Raw genomic sequence first — 22357 nt, forward strand, 5'->3', positions numbered from 1 at the left:
TCCGGGCGATACAACTGATTTATCATGTCACTATCCGCTGCTGATGACCAGCAGAAGACAAAAAAGGAATGGGGAAGAAACAGAAGAGAAATAATCCGGCAGACAGTTGCTCTGCCGGATAAACAGGCGGTTTCAAGCCATCAGATTCAGAAAGAAACACATTTCGTTGTTTCGATCCGCATCACAGATTCCTGTGCAAATGTCTTTTTGTAGATAGAACGCAGGGCTTCGATGCGCTTGTTACTGTCTTGATCGTGAAGCGGGTGAATCAGCATCAGTGCACGGCTGCCTTCTTTGGCAACTTTGCCGTCATTACCCAACCACTGACCATGCGCCTTAAATACCGTTAAACCATTACGGAAACGCGGCGTCACTTCCTTATCAACAAATTTCTGCCACTCCGCCATTGTGATATCCGGTCCATGCGGACGACTCAGGCCAAAATACAACGTCGTTTCAGCCATCGGGCTGCCGGCATCACAGGCGACTGCTTTTTCAGTCTGAGGGGATTCAGCATTTACAGCGCAGCCGGTAACAAGTGCTGCACAGGCAAGCGTTGCAAGGCGTAGTGAACGTAACCGACGGAAATTCGTCTGATTCATGACTTAACTCCATTTATCTCTTCAATAAAAGCGCACATGATACAAGAAATCCGCCAAAAGAGGAGGCTAATATTAAAAATATCAACATAATCTCCTTTAGCCGGTTATCAACACTGCAGCGGTATAAAATTCCCGGCTTCAACCGGCAATCCTCCGGCAACAATCACGATTAAGCACTACAATCTTATGAAATCAATTCATTAATCATTGTTCTGAACAGGTCCGGGTGTGCCCGGACGATTAAAACAAACTGTAATGATTCGTCCTCTGAAACGACAAACTAAACAAGTCAACACACCAGTGGAAGGTAACGCGATGAACTTATTCCAGCAACTCCGTCAATCATTGATTCATTCTCCGGAAAAAAGAACAGAGAAATATGCCAGCCAGATGATGGCCAGCCTGCTGACAATGGCCTGGTTTGTCGAGGCCCGGGATCCTTATACCGGCGGCCATTTATGGCGGGTGTCACGTTATGCGCGCCTTCTGGCGGAAAAAGCCGGAGAAAACGCCGCTGAAACGGCCATGATCAGTTTAGGCGGCTTTTTACATGATCTGGGAAAAATCGCAATCCCTGACTCAATTCTGCGCAAAACAGGTCCGCTGACCGATGAAGAATATGACATCATCAAAACCCATCCTGACCTGGGTTACCGGATGCTGGCTGGCCATCCGATGGCCCGGCTGGTAAAAGATGCCATTGTTGCCCATCATGAACGACCTGACGGACGGGGTTACCCCAAAAAGCTGGCGCAGGAAGAAATTCCGAAGGTCGCAAAGATTGTCGGTATCTGCGATGCCTTTGATGCCATGACCAGCCACCGCCCATACCGCGCGGGTATGCCGAAGGAAAAAGCACTATCCATTATCAGGGAAAACATGGATAGCCAGTTTGATATTTACTACGCAGATCTGTTTCTTCAGCTTGGCGAAGAAGGCGTGCTGGATCACATCATTGCTCACAGCGATGAAGGCATTCCGCTGCGGGACTGCCCGATGTGCGGTCCGACACTGGTGATTCGCCGGGAACATCAGGAAAACGATCATATTTATTGTCGTAATTGTACCGGTGAGTTCGTACTGAAATTACAGGATGGTTTACTGCAACCGGAACCGACCGGCGGACAGGGTCAGGCATCCGATCTGGAGCCGGAACTGGATACCGGCCTGATCGCGGCAACGGTTCAGCAGTCAGTGGCTGATTTACCGGTGGAATTATTTACCCGCTATATCGATCATGGAGACAGTTCGATACCGATTCCTTAAAAGGCCCCCTATATACCCAAACAACCTGAAGATGCAGGTTGCTTGGGTATATCGCTTTGATCCTGATGCAGATAAGGGGGATAAGGAACACGAGATGTTCCATCAACCAGCGCGCCAAATATACCGCCTGAGCAAGAAAAATAGCGCGCTCAGCTGCAATGCATTAATCGTGTAGATCAATCCAGCCGGAATCAGGATCATTGCCAAAACAATCCAGTCCGGCCATAACTTCGTATGTATGTTCACAGAACCGGCCACGGTAAATTCTCGGTGCATCTGAAGGCATTTCAACTTCAACCTCCCATTCATAAACATTTTCTGCTTCCAGCTCCTGAGCATTCGCAAAAACAATCTCAAGATTTACCGTATCTGTTGACTCTGTAACAATTTCACGACGGGTTTCCAGCTCTCCGTCACGTTCATAAGCCACGTCGATGTCCGGCACGCGCACCTCTTCACATCCACGCAAATGCAGGTAAGCGTTACTGATTTTGACCGGCGCATCCAGCGTCTCAACTTTCACTTTCACAGTAAATGGTTCATCATACGTGATATGCGGGCACTCAAGATATACCTTCGCTGCACCACCCGTTACCATATTCTTAATTGCTTTTACTTTATCGAAGAAACCCATGTTATTCCCTTATTTGTATTACTCAAAAAATGCCATGTGGAACAGATAAGCTCATGCGATCTGTGCCACATTATTACAACCATATAAAAAACAGGGTTCATAATACTAGAGATAAAATATGCAATAGCAACAATAAATTAAAAAATAAAACAATATTTTTTATAAGTGACGCATTTATCATTAAATACCGTTTAATTTGAGACTACGGGCTGATCTGGTCTTGTTACGGAACCCACTATCTGAGCGGCAACATACATCCATCTGCCGCCCTCCCCAAAAAACTGGCTTCACTTTTACAGAACATTTCTGAAGAAAACGGCCCCAGAGCGGCTGGTTGCCTGACCGTTGTCATGCCAGCTGAAGTGCTCTTTGCGCCCGTCGTCATGGCGCTCGGTGCGGATGCGGCCAAAAGCATCAAACTCATAACGTCATTCATAGCCCTGGCTGAGCCGATTTACCGGTCACCGTGAATATCACCAGGGATTGTATTGTGCTGATCCCGGGCAGCCCGCAGGAGCAGGCATTGTGGAAGCTACTGGCGCAGTTAAAAGTGACGCTGGGGTGAGTGAGTAAAAAGCCGGGAGGTTGATCCCAAAGATCTTGCCCGGTGCTTTGTGGTGAAATCATTATGAATCATGGGATGACGCTCCTTATTCCACCAGAACAGGATGTCGCCTTTCTGTCACTTTCACTCAGCGGCCACCATAACGCCTCAGCCACTCTTCCTCCAGAGCCTGCATCCAGCTTGAATGGGGTTCAGCCAGTGTCGGAACCCTGTTCATCAGGCTTTGCGTTGATAACACCTGAAATAAATGCTTATCTGTAACGGATAAACGCTCCGGATCTAACACAGTGCCGTCGCCCCAGACGGTGATATCCGCCTTGCGTGCCTGTGCCTGAGGGGAGAGTAAGAAGTTCGCAAAAACCTGCGCTGCTTCTTTCGCACGTGCATTTGCCGGAATGGCAACAAAATGAACATTGCCAATCATTCCCCGGGTAAAACCATAACTGGCGGCCGTTTCCGGTAACACATGACGGGCAATTAAGTTTCTTACTTCATTCGGATTAAAGGAGAGAGAAAGTTTCAGTGTTCCATCCGCCAGCATATGATTCATCTCTGCCGCACTGGGCGGAAAAACTTTCCCTTCTTGCCACATATAAGGATGCAGCTGTTCCAGATAGTCCCACAGCGGCTGTGTCAGCTGCGCAAAAAACTGCGGGTCAACCGGCTTTTGAAACCACGCCGGGCCGGAAAGCTCTATCAGCAGTTGCTTTATCAATGTTGAACCATGGAAATCCGGCGGTGCAGGATATGAGACTTTACCGGGATTCTTTTTAGCAAAAGCCAGTAGCTCCTGCGCGGATACCGGCGGATTGGGCGTCACGGCCAGATCGACAATAAAACATAGCTGAGCCGAACCCCAGGGGCTTTCCAGCCCGGAAGTCGCGACGGAGAAGTCCACCTGAACCGGCTTGGTCTGATCGACATATTGCCAGTTCGGTAGTTGCCCGACCCAGGGGCCGAATAACAGGTTCTCCCGTTTCATCCGGCTGAAGTTTTCGCCATTAATCCAGATTAAATCGACCGACCCCGGCTTCTGTCGCCCGGCTTTCACTTCAGCCGCAATCCGCTTCACAACCAGGGTTGTATGATTGACTTTGACATGCTGAATCTTAATCCCGTACTGCTTTTCTGCCTGAGCGGCTGCCCACTGAATGTACTCATTGATGGCAGCATTGCCTCCCCAGGCATTAAAATAGACGGTTTGTCCACGGGCTTCTGTCACAATATCCTGCCAGTGATCATTTGCCGTGGCGGATAGTGACCAAATCAGTATCAGTAATCCTGTAAGCAACTGTTTCATCTTGATTGATTCCATTCTTTCTCCCTTAACAGAAGTTTAGACGATACCGATAGTCTGTTGACTTTTTTATCAAAATATGTGCAAACCTGTGTAATAAACTAAGCTCAAAGTCCGACTAAAAAATAATCTCTGCTGATTCACAGGTGTCCCTGATGCTAAAAAAAATATTACTGATTCTGACGCTCACCTTTCCTCCCATCGTCAGTGCTGAATCACTTCACCAGCCCTGGGATCAGCTTTTAAACACTTTCGTGGAAGTACGGGAACAAGAGCGGGCTTCCGGGGTGAATTATCAGGGGTTCAATACCCGGCGTGCACATTTACAGTCTTATCTGGAGCAGTTGGACGCCGTCTCACCGGCAACCTTCGATACGTGGCAGAAACCTGCGCGACTGGCCTTTTTAATCAATGCGTATAATGCCTGGACGATTGAGCTGATTCTTCAGCACTATCCGGTTGATTCAATTAAAGATATTGGTTCATGGTTTGAATCGCCCTGGAGCATTCGTTTCATCCCGCTGCTGGGCAAACAGAGGACACTGGATGAAATCGAACATCAGCTCATCCGTTCAAAAACCTTTCAGGAGCCACGTATCCATTTTGCCGTTAACTGTGCCAGCATCGGCTGTCCGGCACTGCTCAACGAAGCATACACCGGCGATAAGCTTGAGCAACAGCTCGAAAGCGTGACAATCAACTTCCTTGCTGACCATCGGCGTAACTACCTGAAGGGGCAGCACCTGTATCTGTCAAAAATTTTCCGCTGGTATAAAGAAGACTTTGAACGAGGCTGGAAAGGCTATCAGTCCTTATATCAGTTTCTGGATCATTATTTGCCGCTGGCCGGTTTCAGTAACGCAGAGCTCAGGCAGTGGCAGGCGTCCGGCGCAAAGATCCGTTACAGCGATTACGACTGGGCTTTAAACGATATACCCAAGTGACCTCAAGATGCATGTTCAGCGAGAATGGATTGGTTTCTGACCAAGGCACTGATTTGTAGACATAGTCATTCTACGTTGAAAATCAGTCACGCAGGACAGGCGCCAATCAATCCCGCCCTTCGGGAGCACATCAACAGGTTCATTTCTGCGTCAAACAACCTCGAAAGGCGTCATCATTCCTTCGGTTATTTTCCTTGAACTGAGCCTGTTGATGAAGCTCTGAATCCTGCATCTTGAGGTCACTTGGGTATATCAGGTAATCCGGTAAAAATGACGACCAGATCATATTACCTTAACAGTGATGTCATAATCCCAATCCTAAAATATGACTTCTGCCAAATATTTTAATATGAATTCAGAGCGTTGTTTTTTGGGATTATTAAGGTCTGTTGACCTTTGGGCTTGTACGTCGCAGGGATAATTAATGATGTTTAATTTTAAAACCATTTTATATTCAGGATTTGGGTTACTGATCGGATTAATCGTACTCGTTGGCATCTCTGCTTATCATTCGTTAAACAATACCTCCCGTGAATTCGGGGTATATCACGGCCTGACCAATACCACAGAAATCACTGCCCAGATCCAGACCAATCTTTCCCTGATGCGTTTAGAAGTAAAAGATTACATTCTCCACTCTGATACGAAACACAAACAGCAGTTTGAAGCTTATCTCAAAAAAACCCATACCCTGCTTGCACAGTCGCATCACGACTTACAATCTCCTGAGCGACGAGATGCCCTCTCGCGGCTGGAAAAACTACTCGGACGTTATAAAGACGGATTCGACAACATTGTGCAGCTCAAACAACTGCGCCAGACCAAAATGAATGCACTGAATCAGAAAGAATCTGAAGTTGAGCAAAATCTTTCCAAAATATTATCTTCTGCCAGAGAAGAAGGCGACGAAATGGATGTGGCTTACACCGCTTCACTGGCTTTGAAAAGTTTACTGATTATCCGGCTGAACATATTTAAATTTCTGAATGACAATCAGGAAGAGACCGTCAATGAAGTCAATCAGGAATTCAAAAAACTTGAAAAATATCTGACAGAGCTGGAAACCGAATTAACCAATCAATCTTATAAAATCCTGCTGCGCTCAACAATGAAAGACGCTTCATTCGATGTCAAAGTGTTTAATGAGATCGTTTCAGCCATCTTCCGGCGCAATGATGTGATTCATAATACGATCGACCGTGTCGGCTCGCAGGCAACAGAAAATATTGAGCGTATCCGCCAGTCGGTGAAAACACAGCAGGACACTCTGGGGCAAAACCTGCAACAAAAGAACCAAACCGCAATTTCTGTCATCAGCCTGATTATTCTGATCGCAATGATATGCGGAGGGCTGGTCAGTATTTATATTGTGCGCTCGACTCTCAGCAAGTTAGGCGGTGATCCTGCCCGCGTCACCCGGATTGCGCAAAATGTGTCTGCCGGAAATCTGGATCTTGATCTGCCGGACAACGGAGAATCAGAAGCGAGTCTTTATGCTTCGATTCGTCATATGGTCAGTACGTTACAGCAAAAGACCCGGCTGGCTGGCCGGATTGCCGCCGGTGACTTATCGCAACAGATTGAATTAGCCTCAGATCGTGATGCTTTGGGCATTGCGCTGAAAGAAATGACGCAGAATCTGAAGAAAGTATTATCCGGGGTAAAAACGTTTGGGGAACAGATCAGTGCTGACAGTCAGCAAATTTCCCAGACCAGTCATTCCCTTGCCGAAGGTGTGACAGAACAACAGGGTAATCTTGAGCAGATTTCCTGCTCTCTCGCTGATTTGTCTTCCCGCACTGTGACCAATGCAGAGAATGCACAAATGGCCAGTGATTTCGCCCAAAAAGCACAGGGTGCTGTCGCGGAAGGACAGGAAAAAATGCAGTATATGATTCAGGCGATGGATGAAATTCAGCAATCCAGTCAGAGTATTGCTGCCTTTATTGAAACCATTGATGAAATTGCAGAACAGACCAATCTGCTGGCGCTGAATGCAGCGATTGAAGCCGCGAGAGCCGGTGAACAGGGAAGAGGTTTTGCCGTTGTCGCAGATGAAGTTCGTCATCTGGCTTCCCGCAGTACTTCAGCAGCCGAAGAGACTGAAAAGCTGATTCAGGCCTCAAAGGCAAAAGCGCAGAATGGTGTCCGGATCGCTCAGGAAACCGCGCAGTCTCTGGGCAGCGTTTATGAAAGTATTCATCTGGCCTTTGAGCAGGTGACCCGGATCGCACAGGCCAGTGCAAAGCAGGCTTCGGAAGTCGACAATGCTCATCAGGCCGTGGCTTCAATCGAAGCAGTCACGCAACGCAATGCGGCCGCATCTGTTGCCAGTGCCAATTCAGCAGAACAGCTGACGGTGCAGACTCAATCCCTGAAAGAAATTTTACAGCAGTTTACGTTTCAGGCGTATAAATAGCCGGTTCATTACAGAATTGATCCGGGCGTAGATCTGAAAAAATACCCGCGATAAAAATTTGGACAGATGTAGCAGATCCCGCTATGATCCGGCCTGATTTTATCCAAACAATTTATTTTCACTTCGTATAATCCCAATGATATGGTTTGGGAGTTTCTACCAAGAGCCCTAAACTCTTGATTATGAAGTCTGTCTCTTTGTTTTTCTTCACCGGTATCCCTGAGTTACCGGAGTCGCAGTAAAGCAGAGTCGCTGTGACTTCGTAAACAAAGGGTTTAATTAAGGCAGAAACTCATGAATTATTCAGATCTTCCGAAAATTGACTTACATTGCCACCTGGATGGCAGCCTCCGCCCTGCAACTCTCATTGAGCTGGCGCATCAGCAACATATCACTCTCCCGTCAGACGATGTGCAAACGATTAAGAAGATGATGACAGCACCGCCTGCCTGTCAGGATCTGGATGAATATCTGCAATGCTTCAGCCTGCCGCTTTCGGTCATGCAAACAGAAGCGGCAATTGAGCGGGTTTCATTTGAACTATTCGAAGATGCCGCCCTTGAGAACGTCAAATACCTTGAAGTCCGCTTCGGTCCCTTGCTTCATCAGGCGCAGGGGTTAACCCTGAATCAGATCATTGGCAGTGCGGTGAAAGGCATGCAGCGGGCTGAACAGCAGTATGACATCCGGGGCAATTACATTCTGTCAATCATCAGAAATATGCCCGAAGACAACATCAAAGCCGTTCTTGATGCGGGCGCAAGCTACCTGAACCAAGGCGTGGTTGCATTTGATCTGGCCGGCAGTGAAGTGGCCGGGTTCTGTCAGCAATATATTCCTTATGCTGAGTATGCGCTGATTAAAGGTTACAATGTCACAATTCACGCCGGTGAACAGGGTGTTGGCCAGAATGTATATGACGCCGTTACGCTACTGGGTGCCAGCCGTATCGGCCATGGTATTCACATCAAAAATCACGCTCAGGCCTATCAGCTGGTCAAAAAACAGCACATCGCACTTGAAACCTGCCCGACCAGTAATATACAGACAAAGGCCGTCGAAAGTCTTGAACAGCACCCTGCCGGTGCATTTCTCAGAGATGGCATAGAAATCACCATCAATACGGATAACCGGACCGTTTCAGACACCACCATGACTGATGAAGTCCGCAAAGTGGTTGAACAATTTCAGTTAACGGAAGCGGAATATTTTGCGGTTTACCGGATGAGTCTGGAGCATGCATTTACTTCAGAGGCAGTCAAAGAACATTTAAGATCATTTATCCCGCTGGACTATTGATTTTCAGCAGCGCACCTTGTGATGCGCTGCGCCTTGCTGTCAGGCAGATATCAGTTATCTGGTGACAGATTCAGAGATGCTGGTGTTCGGTATCAGCCTGAGCGACTGACATTCTGCAACCCTTGGCTATTCGGTTGTTGACCGGACATTTTTAATATAGTCGGCCACTTCAATCATGGGGGCAATCCAAACCTCATGCCGGTGCTGTGCCAGATATTGAATCAGCCCGTCGTGTGCAGCCTGGCTGACATTGATACTGTCATGTCCGCCCCCGACGCCATGAAACAGGAAAACCAGCAGCTGATGTTGAGCAATGGCCTGATCAACCTGCGCAATTAACTCTTCCGCTGTGTTATCCATCACACTGATGGTTTTCAGCCTGGATAAATTCGCCTCTTCCAGTGATTCCGTTCCCCAGTTTACGCCCCGGGCTGCCGGGAACATCTCGGTGATGTCTTCAAGAAAACTCTCATCACCAGCTTTGGTATCCCCGCAGGTATAAGCAAAAGTTCTGCGTTTTTTGCCATCCACGGCTTCCAGTGTCACATTTGTGATTTCAACATTGCCTAGAAAACGCGCTTTTGACCACAGCGATAAGTCTTTTTCTTTGGTGACCCACTCCCTGCCCGGCTGGCTGCCATCACAAGGGTGAAACAGCGTATGGTTACCCAGCTCATGCCCTTCATATGAAGCAACTCTCCAGTCCTGAATCCGCTGCTCAAATCCTTCACTGCTAATCGTCAGATAAAAAGTGGCCCGCATGCCATAAGCATCGAGAACCGGCAACACATGATCCAGATGCACGGATAATGCATCATCATAAGTCAGAACAACGGCGGCTTTCCTGCCATTCCAGTCATCATCAGCCGCCAGCGAACAGAACGCCGTCAGCAGCGACAACGTCAGTATCAGTATTTTCCTCATCATCTCATCTCTCCGTTTTATACCCAGGCAACCTGAAGATGCATGATTCAGCTCACGCCCTTCGGGTGAGTTTGTCTCACTGAACCCTGCATCTTCAGGTTGTTTGGGTATACATGGTTTTTTATTCGTTAACGCAGGAATTAACAACATTGAACATCAATACAGCATGCAATTTTCTGACGTTACCAGGCACAATTCAGCTCGGTTGCACTTAAACATTAATTGTCCGTTCAATAAGCAACTAATTTTATATTAGCTTTATATATTTATGCTGAATGTGATCTGGGAATAAGTTTTATACTCAGGCAATCTGACGGGGTGGGATAATCGCTTGAAAAAACGGACTGATTCAGAAAAAAGCCCTCAATTTAAACACAAATTGAGGGCGTATCAATAGCGTCATACCGGATACAGAACCGGGCAACCGGCTAAATCACGATTCGCAGAGCATCACCTGCGAGAATACAGCCTGTGCCAGCGCCCTGTGATTATCTGCGTCCAGATGAATGCCATCTTTAATACTGGTCGAGCAATATTTACCTGCATCAATAAAAGAACATCCATACTGCTCTGACAGATACTGATAGCTGGCGCTCAGTGCTTCACATTTATCCGGCGCCCCCACATAGGATTCATTCATTTCAGCATCTTGTGACTGCTGTACAGGCGGAGGAGAAATCAGAATAATTTCCGAAGATTGCGGATAATAACTTTGAATCAGCTGAATTAACTGGCCGGTACTGTGAGCAATATCTTCAACTGTCCGGTTAAAACGGGTTTTCAGATCATTGGTGCCCAGCATCAACACCACATAGTCCGCCGCATAATGACTTTCAAGCACAACCGGTAAATACGCTTTGCCATTTCTTCCTTCAAACAAAGGATCATCAATTCCGGTATTACGGCCATTAAGTCCTTCTTCTATAATCCGGTATTCCTCTCCTAATAACTGGTCAAGACATCCGGGCCAACGAATTTCCCATGCATGACGCCCGCCTCCCGGAATAAACCCCCATACATTTGAATCACCATAACAAAGAACTGTTTTCATTTTTTCTCTCTGATCCATTAAATCTGGCCGTAATATAAATCGGTTCGCTGCTCAGGCACATACCCGGCGTGAAAAACAAACCATGTTTTTACATTGGGTCTTTGTTTTGAGTCATGACTTCCCGACACGGGCAATGCGCCTGCATATTCAGACCCGCTAAGGATGGCATCTGTTCACCTTTCGGATTCATCAGAATCCATACGAAAATATAACCTATTGATAAAAGACATATTATCAAATAATCCGCAAACTGTGATCTCTTCCTTTTTCCGAAATAAAACGTCATCAATATGATATTTGTCACATTGATTGTGAGGTTAATATAATTAATTTATTTATTTTTGAAACACTGGTTTAAAAATTAACATCTTTTCATATGAAATCACTGAAAAAATTGTTAATAAATATTAAGCCCGATGCGTATCAGGCAGAAATACGCAAGATTCGACGTTGGGTGCGTATCAACCCACGCCTTGTACAGACCTCATCAGCTGGGTTACCAAGGCCTTGTCTTCAAGGCCAGTCTGTTTGGCTGGGAAATAAAGAAAAATGAAGGAAAATCAATAAAATGAAAAAATATCAACTATTAGGCTTAGTCAGTGTTGCTGTGTCCTCGGCATTATTTGCCCAGCAGGCTGCAGCTTCGGCTTGCTCTGACTTAATTAATAACCCCGATGTCAACTGGCGGGAATCATCTCTGCAAACCGATCAGGAAATTGTACAGTGTCTGGCCTCCACGCTGGGTACGCCTGTCGGTTTTGGTGAAAATACAACTGGTGGTTACGATCCAAACGGCAGCAGCCATCTGGTTGTGATCAAGAAGAATGCAACAAAATCAGTAGAGCAGCAAATTCTGGATGCTATCAGCTCAGAAGAGTACAACTGGATTGTCTTTGATAAAGATGACTTTGCCAAAGATACCGAAGTTGCGATGTATCGTCTTGACTGTAGTGAAGCCGACGTTCTGGCAAACCTGGACAATGCAACTGAAGCCCAGTGTCTGGATCATACCAAATGGTGTGAAGACAATAATGTTTCCAGCGACAGCTGTGACGCAACATTCTTTAATGAAAAACTGAATGATAAATCACTACCAATCCGTAACCAGGTGATTCACTCCAATACAACCATTGATGGTCGTGGCGCGAAAGCTTACTTCTACTTCAATGGCTTCCAGATTGGTAGCGATCATAAAGGTAAGAGTACTTATCAGGCTCAAAATGTCATCGTCACGAACAACCGTTTTGTGGGTGCCGGACATACAGAAGATCACGAGCTTGATCCGGATATGATTCGCTCAACCGGTGAATCTCATGACATCTGGATTCATCAGAATACCTTTGAACATACAGGTGACTCTGCATTTGATGTTAAAGTCGGCGCATATGATATCACGGTATCATTCAACAAACTGATTGATGTAAAACGTGCAGCTTTACACGGATCCAGCGACAGCCGCTCAATCAATGCACAAATCAAGTCAACAATTCATGACAACTTATTTGTTACCCGTGATGAATACTATAACGCGAAAGAATTTGACACAGGTCGTCGTGTCCCTCTGATGCGTTTTGGTCAGTCACACATGTTCAACAACGTGTTCTATGGATATCGTAAAGATATTCTGAGTGTTCGTGATGGCGGCCGGATTGAATTCCAGAACAACGCGTTTATGAACAGCTACACTGCTGCTGCCACGAAGAAGGGCGACGATATTGAATACTGGACAGAATCATTACTGCGTGATTTCCGCAAAGGTGGTTTAGAAATTACCGGTACTTATGTCTGGAATTCTGATTCTAACTGTAAACTTGATACAGCGGCCGGTAAAGGCGATCTGACTGCTTCTCATGGTACAACACCTGACATGTTGAGTGCTTATGGTTCAGCATCGAAAAGCACCATCAACAGCAATATGATGGATGCAGGTCAGGACCTGGTTGATTATGTTGCAGCAACAGCAGGTAAAGGCGGACTGACACCTTATGTGTCTTCTTACTCTAAAGGCAAATCAGCAATTATGGCTGAAGTTCCAACAACCTGTACCAGCTCTGATGCCAGCACAAGCGGCAGCACCAGCAGCGATAGCGGCAGCACCGGCAGCAGTGACAACAGCGGAAGCTCTTCAGATTCCGGTAGTTCAAACTCCGGTAATTCAGATTCTGGTTCTACAACAACCACACCATCAGGTGAAAATCTGGCGCTGAGCGCTAACGCTGACGGCAGCTCTAAACAAAGCAGCAAAACCGGCTATGGCAACGTAATCGATGGTGATACCAGCACTTACTGGTCTCCATCAGGCACAACCGGCCGTATCAGTGTGAAAAATCTCAATGTGACAGTGAATACTGTCAAAATTGTGGAACTATCCGGAACAGAAGGCACTGTCACTTCATGGGTTTTGAAAAATAATGATACTGGCGCAACTCTGGCAAGTGGTTCTTCATTAACTGACACCATCAGTTTTGACGCTGTGTCTGTGAAAAAGCTGAGTCTTTACATTGAAGCAGCAAGCAGCACACCAAAAATTGCTGAGTTTGAAGTCTATAATCAGTAAGTTGATATCATCACTCAATTACAATCACTGATTGAAAAAGACCTCCCGGAAGCGGAGGTCTTTCTTTATTCAGCGCCGGCGATATGTCTGGATGCTGAAAATACAGGTTCAGACTGGTTATCCGGAGCAATCAAACTTCATCCTGACTCACTTCCGAGTTAAATCCCCGGCGGATATTCAGCAGGGTGACACATGCAAAACAGGCAATAACAATACCCAGATGCCAGGCCTGATTGATCCCGACCTTTAACAGTGAAAAACTCGCCAGTGCTGCGACAACCATTTGCCCGCCACCAGCCAGCGCCGCAACCATACCCGCCTGATGACGATAAGGTAACATCAGCTGGGCCTGTGCACAGGGCAAAGCAATACCGTTCCCGACGACCATCAGAAACTGCCCTGCCATCAACATCAGCGGATCCAGCGGTGTCAGAATAAACCATAATGCAGAGATAAGCTGAATAACCGGCGAAAGATAAAACACGGACTTCAGTCCAAAACGGATTCTCAGCCGGGTCACAGAAAAACTGCCAAGCAACATGCCGAATGCCGGAATTAAAGCCCATAACGCATACTCATCAGATGACATACCAATCTGAACCTGCATCAAAAATGGCATCAGTGAAATACAGGTTGTTACCAGGGTAAAATTGAGCCAGCCGATACTACCGAAGCTCAGAAAATAACTGGAGGAAAGCAGTTTTTTGTATTGCTGTAGTGATTCACGGATCCGGGGCAATGGCTTTTTATAACGCATTGTTTCCCTGAATCGCAAAAACAAGATGCACCAGACAAATACCAGATATCCCAGCAAGGTATAAAAAATTGCCCGCCAGCCAAACTGGTGGTTAATAAAGCCGCCCAGTACAGGCGCAAAGATCGGGGTAATCGATGCAACCATAGTGACATAAGATAAAGCCACCGGTAGTTGTTCACCGGAATAAGAGTCCCGCGTTGAGGCTCTGGATAATACAGCGCAGCAGCCGTTACCGGCACCCTGAATAAAGCGGCCGATAATCAACCCTGTAAACGAATGACTGAAACAGACAATAGTCACTAAACCAATAAAGGAGAGAATGAGAGCAGTCAGTAAAACGATTCTTCTGCCAATAGAGTCGGACACCGGGCCATAAATAAATTGCAATGGGCCAAATCCAATCAAATAGGCTGAAATTAAGAGTTGCGTCTGATCTGCGGACACAGAAAAGTCATCTGCGATCCAGGGTAATGAAGGAAAAACAAGACCAATACTTAACTGGCCAACACTAATTGCCAGACAGGCTAACAGCACCGGACGCCAGTCAAATCCGCTTTTTATTATTCGATCGTCACTCATATTCAACCCAGTGTACGCTTTATTTTGTAATATACAATCCTGCAAATATCAAATTGATGATGCCTGGGCGGCCGGTTCAGTCCCGGACAATACTTCTGATTAGTTAAATAATACGCACAGTGTTATCAGAAAGTTGAATTGATGATCTAATCAATACCACAGGTATTCGTCTGGTGATTGATTCCGTTATAGGCACGGAACCGGGTGAAGGAGAGGAGAGAAAAGAGAAGAACCACGGTACATGATTTGCCCGCCGTGGCTCAGCAGTATTTATTGCTTTGACGCCCAATGCAAAAATTCATGACGCTCTTCGGCAGAGGCTTTATCAAACCAAAACTTTAATTGTTCAACCGTTGTGGCGGACTGCCTGGCTTCTTTCACCTGCCCCAGCGGCTGATCGACAAACACAGTGTCATTTTGTTGATTAAATGATTCAATCAATGGCCCTAAATTCATATAAGGAAATACTTTGGATTTTGAAGGCAAGACAACTTGCTGAACCATTTTGACCGGGAAGCCAGACGAAACTTTAAAAACGGGCCTTCGGGCCTGATTCAGGCCATCCACTTTATGATAGCGATTAGAGACAAGAGATAGCCGCAGTGTTTCATTCGTCGGCTTTGCTCCGGACGACAACGTTAATACATAAGGATAAGTCGAAAGAAATTCCAGTTTACCGCCATTCTTTTTCAAACGTCCTTCATACCGGACAACAAGCTGAAGTTTATTTTCAGAAAAATGAACAGTACGCCCTTCTTCCACCGGCTTACCATTCACATATAACACTTCAATACCGTTATCAGCATCAAGGTCAAGCGCATACACCGCACCTGAAATGGCCCATGTCAAACATGTCGTCAGTAAAATAAATAATCGGGTCACAATATATCTCCGGGAACATAAACAAAAAGCCAACGATAAACGTTGGCTTTCGTATAATCAACTGGATATCCAATTGATTAGAATGTGTAGTATGCACCCAATACTGTAGCGTCAGCATCCAGGTTTGCACCACCAGAGAAATCATCTGATGTTTCGCCAGTTGTATACTCAGCAAAAATAGTCAGGTTACTTGCAACCGCGTAGTCAACACCAAGAGTCCAGCTGTATACATCACCATCTGCGTCTGCACCACCTTTAGTCGCTTCATCCAGAGCAATCAGGCCATATACAGTGTACAGACGTAGTTTATCTGCAGTATAAGAAGCTGCAACTTCAAATGCGTCACCAGAATAGTAAGGTGTGCTGGAGAAGAAACCAAAGCTATTCACGCCTTCAAAGTTAGAATAAGTTGCAGCCAGGAATAATCCGCTTACATCTACCGATGCAGACAGGCCAGCCTGTGAGAAATCTGTATCTTCTGCAATCTCACCACCAATGTAAGAAGCACCTACAGAGAAAATATCTTTGCTGTAGTCCAGAGAAAGACCATAAATGTTATCAACATTATCAGCTTTTTGTGTGTTTACATCAGCAACAAAAGTCAAACCATCAGTTGGCGTTACTTTATATGCAAAACCGTGGCCTGAACTTTCAACAGGGTGGCCACTTGTACCCAACAGGTTACCCTCATTGGTGATATCAGTTTTTTCAATTGCGTCATCAGAATCTGCAAAGTCACCTGTTTCACCGATAGCAACACCCCATTTGTCCGCTTTCAGCGCAAGATACATATCATCAAACTTAGCTTCATTCTTAGTTTCTGTATAGCCAGAGCCTGATTCAATCTCAAAAGAACCTGCAACTTTATAATCATCATTTAGTGCCGTTTCAGCATCAATCTGGATTTTACCCCATGCATTGATGTCTGCATCAGCTTCACCAGTTTGGTCAATGTCATAATTTGCTAAGTATGCGTCAATTTCACCTTTCAGTTTAACTGCTGTTGCATCTGAAGAATAAATTTCTGCCGCGTTTACTGTGCCTGCCGCTGTTAAAACAGCCAGCGCTAATAGGGTCTTTTTCATATTAATCCTATATGCCTTATTTTTTAGTGGGAAGTCCTTATCCGATTCCCTTGTTACGATTAACTTGATTACATAAAACAAGATCTATGTAACCAATCCACTGTCATGTCGGAATCAAGTTTGCAGAAATTTAAATTGCATGTCAATTTTTCTAAATAATTTTTATAAAAAACAACAAACTATAAACATATCAACTGAATTGAGTATTCAAAAAAATAAAATAATAAATACTTCTAAAAAATATCAAAAAAACGATATTGAAAAATAGACAGGTAGTTTATTCACATAACAAAATATTATATAAACTGGTTTGATTAGCATAAAATAATGTGACGCAGTTCTGCGCAAAAACCATACAAGTAAAATTAAAATTTACACATAACTATATGAATTTAAATTAAATTTATGTTTTTTTATCTTTAAAAAAAACCATACAAGTATGATGAATTTGTGCTCAATTCATTGAGCACTTAAGATTGATAATAATTTTCATTTGCAGATGGTGTGTGTTTTTTTTAGTCAGCTTATATTTTCCACCTGGAAAATATAAAAGCAGTTATGAAATAAATAAGGAGGGATATTTCATCAATAGAATTCATCAATGCTGGTGTTTATTTTGCCACCAGGAATATTCTTTTCTTTAAAAGTTTTTAGCCTGTAAAATAAGGCTGGCGTCTCATATCTTATCATTTCAGAAGAATGATTAATCATTTCCGGATATTTTTCGCAGCAATATAAATAACAACACTGAAATCCCGCCTAATATGACACACAGAAATGAAGCACGTTCAAAGTCTGCATCCATGACTGAATTATATATTTCGAGAGAGATCGTATTTGTCCGGCCAGCCAGGTTCCCGCCAATAATCAAAGTAATTCCAACTTCTCCCAGTGAACGTGCAGATGCAAGCACCAGCCCGGCAGCCAGACTTTTTCTGACCGAGGGTAAAATCACCAGGATAAACACCTGATACTGATTTTTCCCAAGCGTTCTGGCCGCTTCTGCCAGTTTAAAGACGTTGCGTTCCAGCGCTGACTGAACAGGTTTTACCACCAGAGGTAAACCCGCAATCAATGCTGCTAAATACACCCCTGAACGGGTGAAAATAATATCTGTCCGGAGTCCGAGCTGACTCAGGAAGCCATTACGCCCCAGCAGCATCAATAAAATAAATCCGGTGCCTATCGGCGGAAAAACAAGTGGCAGGGTGATAAAGAATTCAAGTATTGCAGTCAAAGTATTCTTCTTTTTCGCCAGAACATAAGCAATGAGAACACCACTGAAAGCCAGAATAATCAATGAAACGACACAAGTTCTTGCCGTCAGACCAATGGAGAACAGTAACGTCTCATCATCTGAAAAGTGGCTGAAAAAGTTCATCATAAGCCATGCCGGTGAGCAATTTTCTTCACTGTTGTGGAACTGATGCACTGGCGAAACAATATCAAGCTTTCTCGTTCACGTTCAGATTGTCCTTTCAGAACCCCGGACACAATATGAATGGGCTTGTATCCGGATTTAATTTTGATATAACCGCCAATTCGATGTTGTACTTTTTGAATATCGGTCAGATTGACAAACCCGGCATCAACCTCACCTGCCACAAGATAAGCCGTGACCTGAGGTACTGTTGAGACAACGTACAGTTTGTTTTCTACTGCCTGAATCAGATGTGTATGTTGCAGAAACTGCCACCCGGCCCTTCCGTACAATGCTTTTCTGGTATGAGGTATCGCAAAACGGCGAATTTCAGGCTTACTGATATCCTGTGGTCCGGACAGGTGTAAACCTTTTCGCCAGGCTAAAACCAGTGTCCCGTCACCAACCGGATAAGTCTCAGAAACCTTGACATGGTGATCGGTAAAAAAATTGTCTGAAGAAATGACAGCCTGAATCATACCGCTCCGGTTTATCTGCGCCAGTATCTGACCGAAATTGCCATAAGATGCCTGTATATTCAGGTCATAGTCCTGTTTACACACTTCGATAATATCTGTGACCAAAGCTTTATAACCGGCGCCGGAGACAAGCATCATCTGTTCGGATGCCAAACTACCTGAACAAGGTAAAAAAAGAACAGCAGCCAGAAAAAACCAACGATAAATGTTCATAGTAAATCCATTGATTACCAATAAAATAAGTCAATACAAGCGGGTGTTGTCTGTGCTGATCTGCCCGTTTTCAATGCAATAAACACGATCTGCAAGTTGCTCAATCTCATCGACTGAGTGTGTGACCAAAATCACAGGGACAGAAAAGCGCTGCGGGATTTTCAGCAGAAACCCGCTCAAAGCCTGACGACATTTGTTATCAAGAAAAGACATCGGCTCATCCAGCAACAATAAATCCGGCCGGGCCAGTAACGCACGGCCAATCGCAACCCGCTGTGCTTCTCCTCCAGACAAAGTCGCCGGTTTACGGGAAAGAAGATCACCAATGTCCAGCAGTCCGACAATTTCATCAAATAGTGGTGCATGTTCATCGGTTCGACCTGAGAAAAGAAGATTTTTCCTGACGGATAGGAAATGAAACAAACGCTTATCCTGAAAAATATATCCGACCCGCCGCTGCTCCGGAGGAAGGTTAATCTGATGCACGGATTCGAAAAACACCCGATCATTGACAATAATTTTGCCGTCATCAGGTGCCAGAAGACCAGCAATCATATTGATAATACTGGTTTTACCCGCACCAGAATGTCCATATAGTGCCGTAATACCAGTATTATCGATATTCATTGCTGCCTTTATACAGTGTGTCCCCAGCTTTTTCTTTACATCAATAACTATCATCAGCAATGTCACTTTAAAGTGAACTTTGTATCATACAAAAAATTGCATTTAAAGCTGTATTTCCTGGTATCCGGGGAAAGAAAGAAGAAGAGAAATGTACTTTTTATACCCAAACAACCTGAAGATGCAGGGTTCAGGTTGCTTGGGTATATAAGCAAAATACATGAATGCAATTATCGCCATATAAAAAGTTTATAAATACATAAAAGAAGGGAAATACCAATTAAACCAGACCAGCCTGCTATTCTGGTGATATTTTCAGGTAAAAACTTATTCAATTCAGGAAAGAGAATCGCACCAAACGATATCAGTGAAATCATGCCAAACATATTACCAATATATATTGCATTGATGCCGGAATGAGGCGGAACAAAAACCAGCAATGCCAGATAAGACGCCATCAACCCGATAGACAGATAAGACTGCACCTCAACCGGTTTATTTTTGTTGATATAGAAAAAATTCACAACAAGCAGTGCAGCGATAATAAAAGTCAGCATAAAGAGATATCTCTCATATACCCAAAATGGTCTGATATACCCAAACAACCTGCATCTTCAGGTTGCTTGGGTATAAGCGGGATGACATCAAATGTCATTCACAAACATGTGTGCCTGTCCGGATACGCACACACTATTAACAAAGCCATCAAAACTCAAGAAAATCTATACTGTCATGATTCAGTTTTTTAAACCATGCCGAAAATTACCCGAATTGTACCGGTTTGTCTCATTCACGGAGATATAAAAAAGGCTGCATCAGAATGCAGCCCTGTGTAAATATTAATAATCAGATTATTTCCGTTCAAAAGCACCCAAATCCGGCGCACTCCCTTTATAACTGATACCACTTTCTTTTGAACCCGCATTAATCAGCTGCGACTTCGGTGACAAGCGGAATAATGAAGTCGATGGTAAAGAACCATCTTTGTTTCTTGAAACGGTCGCTTTCGATGTATCAAGACTCACAAAATCAGACTTAGAAGCCGAAGGACCAGTATCCCATGAATTATGTTTGGCACTGGCATTTTTCACAGAAACAGAACCGGATAACGAAACATTGTTACGGAAATAGTGTTTCTGACCTGATGCCAGACTATTGCCGAATCCGTAGTTTGTACCGTTTTTATAGGAGGTATTGTTAATCACAGTCACGCCACCAGCGTTATTGTTCTGATCAAACCCTTTATTCACATTACCAAACGCAACTGAACGGGTGATACGGTGATTACCAACGGCACGTTTCCCACCTAATTTAAAACCATTTCCGTTGCCTTTAAAGCCACTGTCATTCCAGTAATCGATCCCGTTACGGAATGCCCAGCTATCTTCAATGATGACTTTCTGTGGACTATCATATAAATCAAATCCATCATCTGAATTTTCCCATGCGCGACAGCCGATAAAGCGATTTCCGGGGCCCTGTTTCTGTTTTGGTCCGAACCCATCCGCCATACTGCCATGTTTCTTCGGATCATAATTCCGGTAAGCATCAGAGTTGATGACTGTGGTATAAGAGCCACCTTTATTAATTTCAAAGCCGGTATTCCGGTTATGGTGGAATCGCATATTTTCGAAGGTATTATGTGCGCCGGTAATATAAGCACCATGATATCCCGCATGAATCACATCAATTCCTTTGAAGTACCAATAATCACCTGTTACGTAGAAACCAAATGAATTTTGCACCCATTTCCCTTCGGGGAAAGAAAAGTCAAACGTAGCCCGGCCGCAGTTTGCAGCTGCAACATAAATCGGTTTGCCTTTACTGCCTGATTTGGCAAAGTTAATGGTATTTTTCTTACCTGATTTATAAGAAATTTTATAGGTACCAGGTTTGAGCAATATCATCTGCCCTGCTTTTGCAACAGACATCGCTTTGGTGAAGTTCATCGCTGAACTGAAGCTGGAACCGGAGTTACCCGAAGAACCATTCGGGCTGACATAATATATTTTACTCGCAGATAAACCGCTCGTCGTACCACTGCAACTGGTACCAACTGCTTTAGCTGCAATACTGTCAGTTGAAACAACATCGGTTGCACTTGTACCGCTACAGCTTGCTGCTTTGACGGCACTGCCGGCAACATTCAGATAATCGACATTCGCTAATCCGGCAGAAGTATCTGCTTCCATACGAATCGCACTAACCCCTTCAGGGAGATAAACCGTCACACTTTCTGTTTTCCAGTTGCTCCAGCTACCAGTCGAAGCTTGCTTCAACGTATACTTCGTGCCATTCACATAAATGGTTGCCGGACGGGCATCACCTGAACCATTCGCATAACGGACAGAAACTGTATAAGAGCCACTTTGACCCGTCTCTACTTTCCAGTTAACAGCCGTTTCCGATTCATTAATCACATTAACATAGCCTGCCCCGGTATAACCGGAATTACTTGCTTCACTGGCGTCGCCATCTGCACTGCAAAAACCAGATTGATTTTCCTGAATGGTAATACTTGAGGAAAAATCCCCGGCCATCGCAAAGCCACTTCCGCTCAATAGCACGGTCGCCAGCGCTGAACATAAATATTTAGAATTATTTTTCATCCTGAGCCTCATCACGTTGTTACATATCAGCTATGGCTGATATCGACATACACCATGTGACCTCCACGGTGCATCACAAGGCATATAATGCATTTTTAATCATTATTTTGAAAAGGTGTTTTACAAATTACGGGAGGACTATCACAACAAA

At 44.7% G+C, this 22357-nt stretch carries 18 protein-coding genes and 1 riboswitch; of the genes, 5 read left to right on the plus strand and 13 right to left on the minus strand.

Going from position 1 to position 22357, the window contains the following annotated elements; translation table 11 throughout:
- Positions 1–146 precede the first annotated feature (146 nt).
- Entirely contained in the window at positions 147–602 is a 456-nt protein-coding gene (locus OC443_RS24155) for a DUF3574 domain-containing protein (RefSeq protein ID WP_073584231.1), read from the minus strand.
- 228 nt (positions 603–830) lie between these two features.
- Here OC443_RS24155 and OC443_RS24160 point away from each other — a divergent pair, with 228 nt between their 5' ends.
- On the plus strand, positions 831–1868 hold the full coding sequence (locus OC443_RS24160; protein ID WP_200796943.1) for an HD-GYP domain-containing protein: 1038 nt from the start codon (positions 831–833) through the stop codon (positions 1866–1868).
- Positions 1869–2031: 163 nt separating this feature from the next.
- Here the strand turns inward: OC443_RS24160 and OC443_RS24165 are convergent, their stop codons facing one another.
- On the minus strand, positions 2032–2502 hold the full coding sequence (locus tag OC443_RS24165) for a hypothetical protein (protein WP_073584233.1): 471 nt from the start codon (positions 2500–2502) through the stop codon (positions 2032–2034).
- Between the two features lie 692 nt (positions 2503–3194).
- Positions 3195–4382, minus strand: a complete 1188-nt coding sequence (locus OC443_RS24170; protein WP_370738766.1) for an ABC transporter substrate-binding protein — start codon at positions 4380–4382, stop codon at positions 3195–3197.
- A gap of 137 nt (positions 4383–4519) precedes the next feature.
- On the opposite strand from OC443_RS24170, the gene OC443_RS24175 reads away from it, so the two are divergent.
- The 3 genes from OC443_RS24175 (at position 4520) to add (ending at position 9026) form a co-directional block, all read left to right on the plus strand.
- Complete coding sequence (locus OC443_RS24175; RefSeq protein ID WP_073584237.1) at positions 4520–5308, plus strand: DUF547 domain-containing protein; 789 nt, start codon at positions 4520–4522, stop codon at positions 5306–5308.
- A gap of 424 nt (positions 5309–5732) precedes the next feature.
- The gene (locus OC443_RS24180) at positions 5733–7727 is read left to right on the plus strand and encodes a HAMP domain-containing methyl-accepting chemotaxis protein (protein ID WP_073584239.1); all 1995 of its coding nucleotides are present in this window, start codon (positions 5733–5735) and stop codon (positions 7725–7727) included.
- A gap of 103 nt (positions 7728–7830) precedes the next feature.
- A riboswitch (purine riboswitch) is annotated at positions 7831–7930 on the plus strand.
- Between the two features lie 91 nt (positions 7931–8021).
- The gene (add, locus tag OC443_RS24185) at positions 8022–9026 is read left to right on the plus strand and encodes an adenosine deaminase (RefSeq protein WP_073584241.1); all 1005 of its coding nucleotides are present in this window, start codon (positions 8022–8024) and stop codon (positions 9024–9026) included.
- 126 nt (positions 9027–9152) lie between these two features.
- On the opposite strand, the gene OC443_RS24190 is transcribed toward add, so the two are convergent.
- Together OC443_RS24190 and OC443_RS24195 are read right to left on the minus strand one after the other, a co-directional pair.
- Positions 9153–9953 (minus strand): polysaccharide deacetylase family protein, encoded by an 801-nt coding sequence (locus OC443_RS24190; RefSeq protein ID WP_143169359.1) that lies wholly within the window; start codon positions 9951–9953, stop codon positions 9153–9155.
- 430 nt (positions 9954–10383) lie between these two features.
- A complete protein-coding gene (locus OC443_RS24195; protein WP_073584243.1) occupies positions 10384–11001 on the minus strand; it encodes an SGNH/GDSL hydrolase family protein in 618 nt (205 codons plus the stop codon).
- A 568-nt stretch (positions 11002–11569) separates the two neighbouring features.
- On the opposite strand from OC443_RS24195, the gene OC443_RS24200 reads away from it, so the two are divergent.
- Complete coding sequence (locus tag OC443_RS24200) at positions 11570–13558, plus strand: pectate lyase family protein (RefSeq protein WP_073584245.1); 1989 nt, start codon at positions 11570–11572, stop codon at positions 13556–13558.
- A gap of 130 nt (positions 13559–13688) precedes the next feature.
- On the opposite strand, the gene OC443_RS24205 is transcribed toward OC443_RS24200, so the two are convergent.
- From OC443_RS24205 to OC443_RS24240, 8 genes are all read right to left on the minus strand, one after another.
- Positions 13689–14876 (minus strand): multidrug effflux MFS transporter, encoded by a 1188-nt coding sequence (locus OC443_RS24205; RefSeq protein WP_143169362.1) that lies wholly within the window; start codon positions 14874–14876, stop codon positions 13689–13691.
- A 288-nt stretch (positions 14877–15164) separates the two neighbouring features.
- A complete protein-coding gene (locus tag OC443_RS24210) occupies positions 15165–15776 on the minus strand; it encodes a DUF2057 family protein (protein ID WP_073584249.1) in 612 nt (203 codons plus the stop codon).
- A gap of 77 nt (positions 15777–15853) precedes the next feature.
- Positions 15854–16942 carry a porin gene (locus OC443_RS24215; RefSeq protein WP_306345644.1) on the minus strand — a complete coding sequence of 363 codons (1089 nt, stop codon included), beginning with the start codon at positions 16940–16942 and terminating at the stop codon, positions 15854–15856.
- A 622-nt stretch (positions 16943–17564) separates the two neighbouring features.
- On the minus strand, positions 17565–18245 hold the full coding sequence (locus OC443_RS24220; RefSeq protein WP_200796944.1) for a molybdate ABC transporter permease subunit: 681 nt from the start codon (positions 18243–18245) through the stop codon (positions 17565–17567).
- Entirely contained in the window at positions 18242–18973 is a 732-nt protein-coding gene (locus tag OC443_RS24225; RefSeq protein WP_073584253.1) for a molybdate ABC transporter substrate-binding protein, read from the minus strand. Before OC443_RS24225 ends, OC443_RS24220 begins: the two co-directional genes overlap by 4 nt.
- A 30-nt stretch (positions 18974–19003) precedes the next feature.
- Positions 19004–19600 (minus strand): ATP-binding cassette domain-containing protein, encoded by a 597-nt coding sequence (locus tag OC443_RS24230; protein ID WP_159440346.1) that lies wholly within the window; start codon positions 19598–19600, stop codon positions 19004–19006.
- Between the two features lie 227 nt (positions 19601–19827).
- Positions 19828–20154 (minus strand): hypothetical protein, encoded by a 327-nt coding sequence (locus tag OC443_RS24235; protein ID WP_073584257.1) that lies wholly within the window; start codon positions 20152–20154, stop codon positions 19828–19830.
- A gap of 294 nt (positions 20155–20448) precedes the next feature.
- Entirely contained in the window at positions 20449–22206 is a 1758-nt protein-coding gene (locus OC443_RS24240; protein ID WP_200796945.1) for a right-handed parallel beta-helix repeat-containing protein, read from the minus strand.
- Positions 22207–22357: the final 151 nt, after the last annotated feature.

Source organism: Vibrio quintilis, assembly GCF_024529975.1.
GTDB lineage: Bacteria > Pseudomonadota > Gammaproteobacteria > Enterobacterales > Vibrionaceae > Vibrio > Vibrio quintilis.